Source organism: Streptomyces pseudovenezuelae (genome assembly GCF_029892565.1).
Lineage (GTDB): Bacteria > Actinomycetota > Actinomycetes > Streptomycetales > Streptomycetaceae > Streptomyces > Streptomyces pseudovenezuelae_A.
Map to the genome: position 1 here is coordinate 1 of NZ_JARXVH010000038.1, position 12,709 is coordinate 12,709.

The window sequence follows — 12,709 nt, forward strand, 5'->3', positions numbered from 1 at the left end:
CGCCCGGTTACATTCCGAACCCGGAAGCTAAGCCTTACAGCGCCGATGGTACTGCAGGGGGGACCCTGTGGGAGAGTAGGACACCGCCGAACAATTCTTGAGAAAGCCCCGTACCGGGATGGTACGGGGCTTTCTGCATTTCGGGTCCACATTTAGGGTTGGTTGTATGCGCTATGACCTCGTCATCTTCGACAACGACGGCGTCCTCGTCGACAGTGAGCCCATCTCCAACCGGCTCCTCGCCGCGTACCTGACCGAGCTCGGGTACCCGACGTCGTACGAGGACTCTCTCCGTGACTACATGGGCTCCGCCATGCACCGGGTCCATGAGCTGGTGGAGGAGCGGACCGGGGATTCGTTGCCGGCTGACTTCGATGATGTCTTTCATGCGCGGGTGTTCGCCGCGTTCGAGCGGGAGTTGCGGCCGGTGCCGGGGGTGGTGGACGTACTCGCGAAGCTTGTTGAGGACGGGGTGCCGTACTGCGTGGCGTCCTCGGGGAGTCATGAGCGGATTCGGGTGGGGCATCGGACGACCGGGTTGGACCGGTGGTTCGACGAGGCGCGGATCTTCAGTGCGCAGGATGTGGGGCGGGGGAAGCCCGATCCGGATCTGTTCCTGTATGCGGCGGAGCGGATGGGGGTCGCGCCCGGGCGGTGTGTGGTTGTCGAGGACTCTCCGCTGGGGGTGCAGGCGGGGGTGGCGGCCGGGATGGATGTGCTCGGGTTCACCGCCATGACGTCGGGGGAGAAGCTCGCGGGAGCCGGCAAACTCTTCGGGGACATGGGGGAGTTGGTCGAGCTGCTGGGCTGACATTTGTCATGCCGAGCTCTGGACGATCGTTTCTACTGGGGGACCCTGCCCGGCGGTCAAGCTGAGGGCATGACGACGAAGACGAGCAAGCAGAGCACCTTCGGTCCGCTGATCGTGGATGTGGCGGTCCCTCTCGGTTCGTACTACCTGTTCAAGGACGCCTTCGGGATGAGCACCTTCGCGGCGCTGGCCTGGAGCAGTGTGGTTCCGGCCCTGCGGACGGTCTGGAGTCTGGTGAGGGAGCGGCGGACGAACGGGCTGGCCGGGCTCATCCTGGTCGTCAACGTCGTCTCGCTGGTGCTGAGCTTCGTCTCCGGTGACCCGCGGCTGATGCTCGCCAAGGATGGTGCGGTCAGCAGCACCATCGGGATCGGGATTCTTGTCTCGGTGGCCCTCGGCCGGCCGATGATGACCGCCGGTATGAAGCCCTTCCTGGTCAAGGGGGACCAGGCCAAGGAGGCCGCCTGGCAGCGGCTGGCGTCAGGGCGTGCGGCTGCCTCGGCGGCCTTCCTGCGCAAGGAGCGGACGTTCTCCGTGGTGTGGGGTGTGGCGCTGCTCGCCGAGTGTGTGGCGCGGGTCGTGGGGGCGTACACGATCCCCGTGGACACCATGGTCTGGATGGGCACGGTCGTGATGGTCGGCACGATGGTGCTGACCTTCCTCGTCAGCGGTGCGCTGGGCGCCGGGCCGATGGAGGCGATGGTCTCCGCAGAGGTGGAGAACGGGACGGAGGCCGAGGTCGCGGGCGAGGAAGTGGCTCTCCCGGTCGAGGAGGCCGTCGCCGCTTGACCCTCGTAAGAGGACGCTCGGGTAAAGCTGAAGGAAATTCATCTTTGGCTGGATCTACCCACAGGTAGCCTGGGGCCCTACGCTCGCCGCCATGACAGATGTGCTGCGGCGCGGTAGGGCCTCTTTGGCGTTGAGCTTCTTCGCCCAGGGCGCCGTGTTCGCCCTTCTCGTGACCCGCATCCCGGCGATCCAGGACCGGTACGGGGTCTCCGACGCGCTGCTGCCCGCCTTCCTGGCCGCCGTGCCGATCCTGGCCGGTGTCGGGAGTGTGACGACCGAGCAGTTGGTGAAGCGGGTGCACCCGAGTCTGCTGCTGCGTTGGTCCCAGCCCGTGGTGATGCTGGCGCTGCTCGGGGTCGGGGCGGGCGACTCGAAGGTCGAACTCGGGGTCTCGCTCGTCGCGTTCGGGCTGGCCGTGGGTGCGCTGGACGCCTCGATGAACATGCTCGGGGTGAGTCTGCAGCGGGCGTACGGGCGGAGCATCATGCTCAGCTTCCATGCCGTTTACAGCCTGGGCGGGATCGTGGGGGCCTCGCTGGCGTGGGTGGGGGCGCACTGGCATCTCGCGCTGTGGGTCTCGTATCTGCCGGTGGTGGCCGTGCTGTTGCCGGCCGCGCTGGTGGGGAGTCGGTGGTACGTCGACGGGGACAGCGGCGATGGGGGCGGCTCGTCGGAGGAGGCCGGGGAGAAGGGGGCCGGTGGGGGTCTCGTCTTCAAGTTGCTGCTGCCGCTGTGTCTGGTGATGACCTTCGCCTACATCGGGGACTCGACCGTCTCCAACTGGAGCGCGAAGTATCTGCAGGACGTGCTGGGGAGTTCGGAGCAGCTCGCGACCGTGCCGTACAACGTGTACATGGTGACCACGCTGCTGGGGCGGGCCCTTGGGGACTTCGGGGTGCGGCGGCTCGGAGCCGTGGTGGTCGTGCGGGTGGGGGCGCTGGTGGCGGCGGGCGGGTTCGCCGTGGTGGCCGTGGCGCCGGGGCCGTGGGTCGGGATGCTCGGGTTCACGCTGCTGGGGCTGGGGTTGTGTGTGCTGGTGCCGCAGACGTTCGCGGCGGCCGGGCGGATGTTCCCGGGGGCGTCGGACGCGGCCATCGCGCGGCTCAATGTCTTCAACTACGTGGGATTCCTGATCGGTTCGCCGCTCGTGGGGGCCTTGGGGGATGCGTGGAGCTATCGCGGGGCCATGCTCGTGCCGATGGTGTTGGTGCTGGTGACACTGGTGTACGCCAAGTCGTTCGCTCCTCAACAGGACCGATACGGTGGCGGGCATGAGCGGCCGCGCACAGCTGATGTGGGACGAGGCAGTAACGGGCTATGACTTCGGTCGGGACCATCCGATGGATCCGATCCGGCTCGCCCTGACCAGGCGACTCGTCGACGCCTTCGGGCTCGACAAGGACGTCGACGTGGTCGCGGCGAAGCCGGCGGGGGAGTCGACGCTGCGGCTGGTCCACCGGGAGGACTACGTCGAAGCCGTGAAGGCGGCTTCCGCGGATCCGGGGGCGGCCGACGGGGCGTACGGGCTCGGGACGATGGATGATCCGGCCTTCGCGGGCATGCACGAGGTGTCGGCGTTGATCGCGGGGCAGTCGGTGGGGGCGGCGGAGGCCGTGTGGGCCGGGGACGCCCTGCACGCGGTGAACTTCGCGGGCGGGCTGCACCACGCGATGCCGGGGGCCGCGTCCGGGTTCTGCATCTACAACGACGCCTCGCTCGCGATCGCGCGGCTGCTGGAGCTCGGGGCCGAGCGGGTCGCGTACATCGATGTGGACGTGCATCACGGGGACGGGGTGCAGGCCGCGTTCTGGGAGGATCCGCGGGTTCTGACGATCTCGTTGCACGAGCATCCGCGGACGCTGTTTCCGCAGACCGGGTGGCCTGAGGAGACCGGCGCCGAGGTGGCGGAGGGGTCGGCGGTGAATGTGGCGCTGCCTGCGGGGACCGGGGACGCCGGGTGGCTGCGGGCGTTCCATGCCGTTGTGCCGGAGCTGATTGCCGACTTTCGGCCGCAGGTGTTGGTGACGCAGCACGGGGCCGATACGCACTTCGAGGATCCGCTCGCGCATCTCGCCGTGTCGCTGGACGCGCAGCGGGCTGTGCAGGTCGCCTGTCATGAGCTCGCGCACGAGTACGCCGACGGGAAGTGGGTCGCGTTGGGTGGGGGCGGGTACGCCGTGGTGGAGGTTGTGCCGCGGTCGTGGACGCATCTGGTGGCCATCGCGGCGGGGCGGGAGATCGCGCCGGAGACGCTGGTGCCGGAGAGCTGGCGGCAGGAAGTGTTCGCGCGGACGCGGCAGTTGGGGCCCGGGCGGATGACGGACGGGCGGTGGCCGGTGTCCTTCGCCGAGTGGGATGCGGGGTACGACCCTGCGGACCGCTTGGACCAGGCGGTGCTGGCTACTCGGCGGGCGGTCTATCCGTTGCGGGGGTTGTTGGCGTGAGGGTGTTGCCGGCGTAGGGGCGTTGCGGAGGTGCCGGGGTCACCGGCGAGGGGGTTGTCGCCTGCCCGCGCTTGCGGGGTGCCGCTCTCTTTGGGGCGGGCGCCGCCCCCCAACGGCACGACTGCCCGCAGCTGGGGAGTGGGTTGGAGGGTGGCGCTGCCCGCAGCTGTGCGGGTTGGTAGCGCCACCCCCCTCGCTGCGTCAGCTGCAGTGGCCGGAGTCCTCCGCCGAGGCGTTGCCGATGGTGCCGCCCCAGGCGACGCAGGACTCGCGGGCGTCGGCGTAGACCGGGCCGGCGTAGCTCGTGTACGTGCCGGAGTCGACGGCGGGGTCGATGGAGTCGCCGAGGGCGTCCAGGGTCACCCGCATGTTGATCCTGTTTCCGGGGGTGTTGCGGATGGTCACGGCGCAGTTCTTGCCCTTGTCCTCGTTCCAGGTCAGGTACACGGTGCCGACGTGGCCGATCGGTGTGGAGTCGACGACGCTGTAGCCGGTGCCGCAGACGCCGTTGTAGGCCGCGGTGGTGGCCGCCGGCTTGGCCGTCGCCGCGGAGGCCGGGGCGGTGGCGGCGACGGTGCCCGCGAGGGCGAGGACGGTGAGTGCGGCGGCCGTTGTGGTGCGACGGGACAGCTTCATGTTCATGGTGTTCCCCCTGTGGTGATGGCTGTGACGACTGTGGTGACGAGTGGTCAACTTGCTTGGGACGGTTGGTCGTTGCCGTCCACGCAAGATGAGACCAGGGAGCCCGGGCGTTGGTTGTGGTGCCGTCTGTCACCGTTCTGTCACCGGTCGCTAGGCCAACCGTGCGGTGTTCGGGCCGTTCCCGCCGCGCCTCGTACGCGCATCGGCCACCATCACTGACGTGTTGAGCACCGGAGCGCTGCGCGCCCATCTGCTGGCCGCCCGCCTGGCCGGGACGGTGGCCACCTCGCGGGAGGAGAGCCTGCGCAGCTACCGGCTCTTCGCCGCACGTGACCCCCGGGTGACGATCGGGATCGATCCCGAGTGGGCTTGGCGGCAGCGGGACTTGATCGAGTTGATGGCGGACAAGTGCGGGGTTTCGGCCGATCCACAGCACACCTCAGGCCATGATGTGATCGATCCGGAGCGGACTCTGACCGCTCTGGATGCCTTTGCGGAACGCCTCGCCGCAGCCGCCCAGCGTGGCGCCCCCGTACTCTTCGGCACCGGCCACCCGCATCGGCTCCTCGGCTTCTACGCCGCGTTGGCGGACGCGCTGTCGGCGGCTGGATGTACCGTCCTCACACCGGCGCATGGTCGCTGTGTCGACATAACGACCCGGTTCGGTCTACGCACGTACAACCTTGACTACGCACGAGGAGTCGCGCTCGTCCGCGAACCCGGCCCCACGCGCCCCGGTTGTGCGACCGGCGCACACACGCACTCACCGCTCCCGGTTCGTACCGTTCTGGCGGCGGCGGCGGAGGCCGGCGGGCCGCTTCCCGAGCTGGTCGTCGGGGACCACGGATGGGTCTGCGGAGCAGGTCAGCTGGGGTTCGAGGCCATTGGGCTGGGCGATACCGACGACCCCGCACTCTTCGTCGGAGAGGCAGAGGGGTCCGTGTCCGTCGTCGTTCCACTTGATGACGCTGTGCGGTCTGATTACTACCGGCCGCTTACCCGCTACGTACTCAATCGAGCGTGTCTGTCACAGTAGGCCGCCGATGGGTGCACCTCTTCCCCACTCGCATCACACGCCCCTACATTGGGGAGTGAGCACGCAACGACGAAGAGTCACCGGAAGGGGAAGCCGGTGACCGTCGAGTGCGGAAGGTTCAGGTGTGTCATGGCTGCAGCTGGCGAGAGGCCTCTGAACGAGGTTCAGTTCCTTACCGTGGCGGAAGTCGCCTCGGTGATGCGAGTGTCGAAGATGACCGTGTACCGGTTGGTGCACAGCGGTCATCTGCCCGCGATCCGGGTCGGACGTTCGTTCCGCGTACCGGAGCAAGCGGTACACGAGTACCTCCGCGAGAGCTATGTGGGGGTGGAGACAGCCTGACGGTGGCCTCCGGGCCTCCCGGAAGACCCTCGATTACGACCTCAGCGCTCGGGCGGGTAGGCTTGCCCCTTGTAGGTCGTATGGGCCCATGGCGCCCAGCACCGAGTGATGAGAAGTGAGCGAGGGTAGTCGTGGGCTCTGTTATCAAGAAGCGGCGCAAGCGGATGGCTAAGAAGAAGCACCGCAAGCTGCTCAAGCGCACGCGCGTTCAGCGTCGCAACAAGAAGTAAGCGACGCGACGCCGCGAGAGCGTCTGTTGTGGCCCCCCACCGAATCCGGTGGGGGGCCACAGTTATGTTCCGGTCAGTCATGACTTTCATGGGTCGGGCGGTCATCACAGCGCAACACCGAACCGCTAAGTTGGCCGACATGGGGAACGCGGCAGCTTACAAGGCTCGTCGACGGCTGGAAGGAAGGCGCTGATCTTGGGGAAGGTCGTGCTCGTGACCGGGGTGGCCCGCAGGCTGGGGGGCCGGTTCGTACGACGGATCCAGCGTGACCCGCAGGTGGACCGGGTCATCGCCGTGGACGCGGTCCCGCCGGAACACCATCTAGGGGGCGCCGACTTCATCCAGGCCGACATCCGGCAGCCCGGCATCGCGCGGATCCTGGCCGAGACGGCCGCCGACACCGTCGTACACCTCGATGTGACGGCGATGGCGATCGGCAGCGGCAGCCGGACCACGGTCAAGGAGACCAACGTCATCGGCACGATGCAGCTGCTCGGCGCCTGCCAGAAGTCGCCGACGGTGCAGCGGCTGGTGGTGAAGTCCAGTACGAACGTCTACGGGTCGGCGCCCCGGGACCCGGCCGTCTTCACCGAGACGACCCCGCCCAAGTCGCTGCCCAGCGGCGGCTTCGCCAAGGACACGGTCGAGGTCGAGGGGTATGTGCGCGGGTTCGCGCGGCGGCGGCCGGATGTCGCGGTGTGCGTGCTGCGGTTCGCCAACATCCTCGGGCCGACCGCGGACACCCCGCTGACCTCGTACTTCGATCTGCCGGTGCTGCCGACGGTGTTCGGTTACGACCCTCGGCTGCAGTTCGTGCACGAGGACGACGTGATCGAGGTGCTGCGGATCGCCTCGCACGAGCCGGCGCGGGGCACGCTCAACAGCGGGACCTTCAACATCGCCGGGGACGGCGTCCTGTTGCTGTCCCAGTGCTCGCGGCGGCTGGGGCGGCCCACGGTGCCGCTGCTGCTGCCCGCGGTCACCTGGGCCGGGTCGCTGGTGCGTACGCTGGGCATGACGGACTTCTCCCCGGAGCAGATCCGGCTGCTGACCCACGGCCGGGTCGTGGCGACGGACCAGATGCGGGAGACGCTCGGGTTCAAGCCGAAGTACACGACGGCGGAGACCTTCGCGGACTTCGCGCGCAGCCGGGGCCCCGGACTCCTGCCCCCGGAGGCCCTCGCGGGGGCCGTCGATCGGATCGCCGCGCTGCCCGCCCTGAGCGGCGGCCAACCCCCGACGCAGAGCGCCAACTGAGGAGCGCATCAACGATGGCTGATGCCAAGGTCATTCCGTTCGACGACGACCGGTCCCGTGCGGGCGCCGTACAGCGGCCGGTGCGGCGGCGGAGCGCGGGGAGCCGGCGCGGCAAGTCCGCGGAACCCACGCTGGTCCGCGAGGTACAGCCCCTGCCCAGCAGGGCTCCCGCGCAGGATGATGTTCCTGTGACGCGTGAGGAACAGCCGCCCGAGCGGCAACAGGACGACGGCGATCTGGAACGCCGGATCGCGAGCGGGCTGTCCTTCCTGCGCCGCCGGCTCACCGGCGACTACGAGGTCGACGACTTCGGCTACGACGAGGAGCTGACCGACCAGGTCCTGATGCCGGCGCTGCGCCCGGTGTACGAGAAGTACTTCCGGGTCGAGGTCAAGGGCATCGAGAACATCCCGGCCGAGGGCGGCGCGTTGATCGTCGCCAACCACTCCGGGACGATTCCGCTGGACGGCGTGATGATGCAGATCGCCGTCCACGACAACCACCCCGCGAACCGCCACCTCCGGCTCCTCGCGGCGGACCTCGTCTTCATGCTGCCGGTGGTCAACGAGCTGGCCCGCAAGGCCGGTCACACCCTCGCCTGCGCCGAGGACGCCGAACGGCTCCTGGGCCGTGGCGAACTGGTCGGCGTGATGCCGGAGGGCTTCAAGGGCATCGGCAAGCCGTTCAGCGAGCGCTACAAACTCCAGCGCTTCGGTCGCGGCGGCTTCGTCTCGACGGCCCTGCGCAAGGGCACCCCGATCATCCCGTGCTCGATCGTGGGCGCGGAGGAGATCTACCCGATGATCGGCAACTCCAAGACCCTGGCCCGCGTCCTGGGTTTCCCGTACTTCCCGATCACCCCCACCTTCCCGTGGCTCGGCCCCCTCGGCGCCATCCCGCTCCCCACGAAGTGGACGATCCAGTTCGGCGAGCCGATCCCGACGAACGGCTACCCGCCGGAGGCGGCGGAGGACCCGATGCTGATGTTCAACCTGACGGACCAGGTACGCGAGCAGATCCAGCACACGCTCTACAAGTTGTTGGTGCAGCGGCGGTCGGTGTTCTTCTAGGAGTTCTTCGTAGGACCCAAGCGGATACGACGATGGGGGCGCCCTCCTGAGAAGGCGCCCCCATCGGTCGGTTGAGCCGCGGAGCTAGTTCGCGTCCTCGCCGTCGATTCCCAGGCCTGGGAGCAGGCCGGGGAGGAGGGGCGGGATGGTTACGTCCGGTTCCGTGGTGGCGGACTTGGACGGGGACGGGGAGGCGCTGCTCGTGGAGCCCGGTGGGTCGAGGAGGCCGCCCGTGTTGCCGCCGAGCAGGCCGTCGTTGCCGGTCTCGGCCGACTTGCTGGGGCTGGACGAGTGGCTGCCCTCGGAGGTGTTGCTGCCGGTGCTCGGGGTGGTCGAGCGGCCGGTGCCGGACGTGCCCGTGGACGCCGTACCGGAGCCCTGCCTGCTGCCGCCGCTTCCCGTGCCGCCCTGGGTGGGGGGCTTGGGGAGCAGGGACTGCAGCGGGGCGACCTCTTCGTCTATGGCGTCGAAGACCGAGGACACCTGGTCGCGGACGTCGCCGAGTTGCACCGGCAGCCGGTCGCGGAGCGCGCCCCAGGCCTCGCGGTGCGAGCGTGAGAAGGCGTCGAGGGCCTGGATGGGGCCCAGCTTGTCCGGGTCGCGCTCGTAGGCCTCGTGCAGCAGTCGGTGGCCCTCGGCCGCGTCGTGCTGCATGCCGAACAGGGCACGCCGGATCTCGCCCAGCGACTCGTGGTCCAGGTGACCACCGCGGTCGCGCTCCATCAGCCGACGGGCCTCGCTCAGGCGGTTGGAGGCCTGGTCGAGGTAGGCGACTCCGCGCTCGTCGTCGCCTTCGGACAGATAGTTGAGCTTGAAGTCCTCGATGCCGCGCTTGAGCCCGTAGAGCTGGTCACCGGGCAGCGCGTCCGAGCTGGCAGCGGCGACTCCGCCGAAGGCGCTCGCCGCGACACCGACACTGAGCCCGCCGGCGGCGAGGCCCTTGGTCAGCCGGGATCTCGGCCGCAGTTTCCCCAGCGGGCTCGCCCGGTGTGTGCCGCGGGCACGGTGGGAACGCTGCTCCGGTACCGATGGGTCCGTCGCCCCGCCCCCCGCGCCCTCCTGGAGCATGGCCTCGAACGCGGCCACCAGCTGAGCGCGCTGGATGACCTTCACCTCGGGGTCCAGCTTCGGTTTGGGCAAGTCGCCGAGACACTCCGTGAGGGCCATAAGGCGGCCCTGCTCGGTCTGTTCCGCAGCAGCCGGAGCCGGGGCCGGTCCTTCGGACTGCTCGGCCGCAGGGTCCCGGTCGGACTGCTCCTCCAGGGCCTGGGCGAAGGCGTTCGCCCGCCGGTGCGCCGATACGTTCGCGATCACTGGCGGCACCTCCTCTCGTCATGACGGTCGACTCCCCTGGGACCCGGACGGTTGCCCGCCTCGATCGCTTCCACACGATCGAGTGATCGGGCTTGGCCCGGACGTGTCCACAGGGAGCCTGCATCCCGCACAACGAGCGGCGTGGCACTTGGGTTACGGACGACGGATGATCGGATCGGGAAGTCAACGGACTTTCACTGAACGTGAGTTGGGTATCGCGGAGAGTGGCCCGCTCAGCGTGCGTCGTCCGGAAGGAGCCGGGCGAGCGTGCGCACCGCCCGGTACTGGAGGGTCTTGATCGCGCCCTCGTTCTTGCCCATCACGCGGGCGGTCTCGGCGACGGACAGACCCTGGAGGAACCGGAGCGTCACACACTCCTGCTGCTGAGGGTTGAGCCGTCGCACCGCGTCGAGCAGGGCGGCGTTGGAGAGGGACTCCAGGACGGAGTCCTCGGGCGACCGCTCGACCTCGTTGGCGTCGAGCATCTCGCCGGTCGTGACCTCGAGCCGGAAGCGGCTCGACTTGAAGTGGTCGGCGACCAGGTTGCGGGCGATGGTCACCAGCCATGCGCCGAAGTCGCGGCCCTGCCAGGTGAAGGTCCCGATGCGCCGCAGGGCGCGCAGGAACGTCTCACTGGTGAGGTCCTCGGCGGTGGCCTTTCCGCCCACCCGGTAATAGATGTACCGGTACACGGTGTCGCTGTACTGGTCGTAGAGGCGCCCGAAGGCGTCGGCCTCGCCGGCCTGGGCGCGCTCGACGAGGTCCATCATGCGGGCGCTGTCACTGTCCGCGGCCGGGCGGCGCGCGGTGGTGGCGCCGGTGGTCCGCCCTCGTCTTCCGACGGCGGCGGTGCCGTCGGCCAGCGCATAGCACGGGCCGACGGGGGTGGTGGCTACGGCAAGGGCGGGGACGGCGTACGCGGTGGGGACGAAGCCGCGCAACAGGTCTTGGACCGTTGCGCGCAGCGTAGCCAGGCCCGAGGCGTCAACCCCGACGTGTGGGTACACGGGACTCCCAGAGGCAGAGCTTCCATCACGTGCAGTGCGGGACCATTCACCCGTCGTAGCGACGGAGGGGTACCGGTTTGCGTCTGAGGAGAATAACGCTTCGTGCAGGCGCTGCTACACCCAGTTGCTCAAATCATCGATTACGTCGCTTCTGTAACCGATTGACGCACGATCAAGTACCGCAGAGTGACAGGTTGTTGATCGAATGCGTTCATGTTCAGTCAGGGAACGGGGCGTGTTGTGGCCGTGTGCAGCCAACGTGACTGGACAGAGGGTTACGCGGGTAAGACCCGTGGATTGGCTGCGTTTGCCCTGTTACCGGCGCCGACGGCTCAATGCGATCGCCGCGGCCGTGCCGCCCGCCACCGCGCCGACGCCGGCCGCCGCCGGGATGCCGACCTTCGCCGCCCTGCGGGCCGTGCGGTAGTCGCGCAGCCGCCAGTCCAGCTTGCGGGCGTGCTTGCGGAGCTTGCTGTCCGGGTTGATGGCGTAGGGGTGGCCGACCAGCGAGAGCATCGGGATGTCGTTGTGCGAGTCGCTGTACGCGGCGCAGCGGGACAGGTCCAGGCCCTCCGCCGCCGCCAACGCCCTGACCGCCTCCGCCTTCGCGGGGCCGTGCAGCGGTTCGCCGACCAGCTTGCCCGTATAGACGCCGTCGACCGACTCGGCGACCGTGCCGAGGGCGCCGGTCAGGCCGAGGCGGCGGGCGATCACCGTGGCGATCTCCACCGGGGCCGCCGTGACCAGCCACACCTTCTGGCCCGCGTCCAGGTGGGCCTGGGCGAGGGCGCGGGTGCCGGGCCAGATCCGCTCGGCCATGTACTCGTCGTAGATCTCCTCGCCGATCGACTGCAGCTCGGCGACGCGGTGGCCCTTGACGATCGACAGTGCCGAGTCGCGGGCGTCCTGCATGTGCTCGGGGTCCTCGGAGCCGGCCAGTCTGAACCAGGCCTGCTGCCAGGCGAACCTGGCGAGGTCGCGGGTCTCGAAGAACTTCCGCTTGTACAGGCCCCGGCCGAAGTGGAAGATCGACGCGCCCTGCATGACGGTGTTGTCGAGGTCGAAGAAGGCGGCGGCCTTGTCGTCGCCGAGCACCGGGAACTCCGGCTCCTCCACCGCGAGATCGGCGTCGGTGGCGTCTTCTGCGTGTTGGGCGTCCTGCGAGGACTTGCGGGCTGCCTCCGCCGAGGCCTCGCCTGCCAACACGCTTCGTGCCGTGGCGGAGCGCCTACGGGGAGTGAGCCATCCGAGAGCGGCCATGGCGTGAGCATAGCCAGTTTGTTCGGTGGCTTCGGAGTCGTGAGGTTTGGAGGCTGTGAACTCTCCGCGACCGGTCAGTTAAAGAGGGGTCACAATGGCCGACATGAGTCCCCTCTTCCGGCGCAAGGCCGATCCCGGCGACCGTTTCGTCACGCTTGTCCGCAAGCCGGGCTGTCATTTGTGTGATGACGCACAGCTGGTGGTCGAGAAGGTCTGCGGCGAACTCGGCGTGCCCTGGGAGGCGAAGGACATCGAGCGGGATCCGGAGCTGCACGACCAGTACTGGGAGCAGATTCCGGTCGTCCTGATCGACGGCGCGCAGCACACGTTCTGGCGGGTGAACGAGGAACGTTTGCGCAAGGCACTGACCGAGTAGTCCAAAGGCCCCGTGAAGTCGCTTAGGATCGACGGCGAACGGGTCTTGGGGGCGGGATTAGCGAGGAGCGTGTGCTGTTTTGCCTCCAAGAGAGAAGCGCGTGACGCCGGTCACGTTGGCCGGGCAAATCG

General features: G+C 68.7%; 14 protein-coding genes and 1 rRNA gene. 11 read left to right on the forward strand and 4 right to left on the reverse strand.

The features are described 5' to 3' along the window. The 5 genes from rrf to M2283_RS49480 all read left to right on the forward strand — a co-directional run. Positions 1-92 (forward strand): 5S ribosomal RNA (gene rrf, locus M2283_RS49460); the annotation flags it as partial. 74 nt (positions 93-166) lie between these two features. Continuing rightward, a complete protein-coding gene (locus M2283_RS49465; protein WP_280883206.1) occupies positions 167-811 on the forward strand; it encodes an HAD family hydrolase in 645 nt (214 codons plus the stop codon). 69 nt (positions 812-880) lie between these two features. Continuing rightward, positions 881-1,600 (forward strand): VC0807 family protein, encoded by a 720-nt coding sequence (locus M2283_RS49470; protein WP_280883207.1) that lies wholly within the window; start codon positions 881-883, stop codon positions 1,598-1,600. A gap of 91 nt (positions 1,601-1,691) precedes the next feature. Continuing rightward, positions 1,692-2,921 carry an MFS transporter gene (locus M2283_RS49475; RefSeq protein WP_280883208.1) on the forward strand — a complete coding sequence of 410 codons (1,230 nt, stop codon included), beginning with the start codon at positions 1,692-1,694 and terminating at the stop codon, positions 2,919-2,921. After that, entirely contained in the window at positions 2,872-4,044 is a 1,173-nt protein-coding gene (locus tag M2283_RS49480; RefSeq protein ID WP_280883209.1) for an acetoin utilization protein AcuC, read from the forward strand. The genes M2283_RS49475 and M2283_RS49480 overlap by 50 nt, the downstream gene beginning before the upstream one ends. Positions 4,045-4,245: 201 nt before the next feature. Here the strand turns inward: M2283_RS49480 and M2283_RS49485 are convergent, their stop codons facing one another. Next, positions 4,246-4,686 (reverse strand): spore-associated protein A, encoded by a 441-nt coding sequence (locus M2283_RS49485; protein ID WP_280883210.1) that lies wholly within the window; start codon positions 4,684-4,686, stop codon positions 4,246-4,248. 220 nt (positions 4,687-4,906) lie between these two features. Here M2283_RS49485 and M2283_RS49490 point away from each other — a divergent pair, with 220 nt between their 5' ends. The 5 genes from M2283_RS49490 (at position 4,907) to M2283_RS49510 (ending at position 8,621) form a co-directional block, all read left to right on the forward strand. Next, on the forward strand, positions 4,907-5,722 hold the full coding sequence (locus tag M2283_RS49490) for a phosphatase (RefSeq protein ID WP_280883211.1): 816 nt from the start codon (positions 4,907-4,909) through the stop codon (positions 5,720-5,722). 129 nt (positions 5,723-5,851) lie between these two features. Beyond that, positions 5,852-6,064 (forward strand): helix-turn-helix domain-containing protein, encoded by a 213-nt coding sequence (locus M2283_RS49495; protein ID WP_004984898.1) that lies wholly within the window; start codon positions 5,852-5,854, stop codon positions 6,062-6,064. A gap of 131 nt (positions 6,065-6,195) precedes the next feature. Next, positions 6,196-6,294, forward strand: coding sequence for a 30S ribosomal protein bS22 (locus M2283_RS49500; RefSeq protein ID WP_003948845.1), 99 nt, complete (start codon positions 6,196-6,198; stop codon positions 6,292-6,294). A gap of 195 nt (positions 6,295-6,489) precedes the next feature. Then, complete coding sequence (locus M2283_RS49505) at positions 6,490-7,551, forward strand: NAD-dependent epimerase/dehydratase family protein (RefSeq protein WP_280883212.1); 1,062 nt, start codon at positions 6,490-6,492, stop codon at positions 7,549-7,551. A gap of 14 nt (positions 7,552-7,565) precedes the next feature. Further along, a complete protein-coding gene (locus M2283_RS49510; RefSeq protein ID WP_280883213.1) occupies positions 7,566-8,621 on the forward strand; it encodes a lysophospholipid acyltransferase family protein in 1,056 nt (351 codons plus the stop codon). Positions 8,622-8,705: 84 nt separating this feature from the next. On the opposite strand, the gene M2283_RS49515 is transcribed toward M2283_RS49510, so the two are convergent. The 3 genes from M2283_RS49515 to M2283_RS49525 form a co-directional block, all read right to left on the reverse strand. After that, the gene (locus tag M2283_RS49515; RefSeq protein ID WP_280883214.1) at positions 8,706-9,935 is read right to left on the reverse strand and encodes a DUF5667 domain-containing protein; all 1,230 of its coding nucleotides are present in this window, start codon (positions 9,933-9,935) and stop codon (positions 8,706-8,708) included. Positions 9,936-10,168: 233 nt separating this feature from the next. Next, entirely contained in the window at positions 10,169-10,942 is a 774-nt protein-coding gene (locus M2283_RS49520) for an ECF subfamily RNA polymerase sigma factor, BldN family (RefSeq protein WP_123998545.1), read from the reverse strand. A 315-nt stretch (positions 10,943-11,257) separates the two neighbouring features. Beyond that, a complete protein-coding gene (locus M2283_RS49525) occupies positions 11,258-12,202 on the reverse strand; it encodes an HAD family hydrolase (RefSeq protein WP_280883215.1) in 945 nt (314 codons plus the stop codon). Between the two features lie 94 nt (positions 12,203-12,296). Here M2283_RS49525 and M2283_RS49530 point away from each other — a divergent pair, with 94 nt between their 5' ends. Then, a complete protein-coding gene (locus tag M2283_RS49530; protein ID WP_280883216.1) occupies positions 12,297-12,578 on the forward strand; it encodes a glutaredoxin family protein in 282 nt (93 codons plus the stop codon). Positions 12,579-12,709: the final 131 nt, after the last annotated feature.

What these genes read in the sequence shown, in the direction of transcription:
- M2283_RS49465 (WP_280883206.1), top strand. Translation starts at nt 167, where the DNA reads ATGCGCTATGACCTCGTCATCTTCGACAACGACGGCGTCCTCGTCGAC.
- M2283_RS49470 (WP_280883207.1), top strand. Translation starts at nt 881, where the DNA reads ATGACGACGAAGACGAGCAAGCAGAGCACCTTCGGTCCGCTGATCGTG.
- M2283_RS49475 (WP_280883208.1), top strand. Translation starts at nt 1,692, where the DNA reads ATGACAGATGTGCTGCGGCGCGGTAGGGCCTCTTTGGCGTTGAGCTTC.
- M2283_RS49480 (WP_280883209.1), top strand. Translation starts at nt 2,872, where the DNA reads ATGAGCGGCCGCGCACAGCTGATGTGGGACGAGGCAGTAACGGGCTAT.
- M2283_RS49485 (WP_280883210.1), bottom strand. Translation starts at nt 4,686, where the DNA reads ATGAACATGAAGCTGTCCCGTCGCACCACAACGGCCGCCGCACTCACC.
- M2283_RS49495 (WP_004984898.1), top strand. Translation starts at nt 5,852, where the DNA reads ATGGCTGCAGCTGGCGAGAGGCCTCTGAACGAGGTTCAGTTCCTTACC.
- M2283_RS49510 (WP_280883213.1), top strand. Translation starts at nt 7,566, where the DNA reads ATGGCTGATGCCAAGGTCATTCCGTTCGACGACGACCGGTCCCGTGCG.
- M2283_RS49525 (WP_280883215.1), bottom strand. Translation starts at nt 12,202, where the DNA reads ATGGCCGCTCTCGGATGGCTCACTCCCCGTAGGCGCTCCGCCACGGCA.
- M2283_RS49530 (WP_280883216.1), top strand. Translation starts at nt 12,297, where the DNA reads ATGGCCGACATGAGTCCCCTCTTCCGGCGCAAGGCCGATCCCGGCGAC.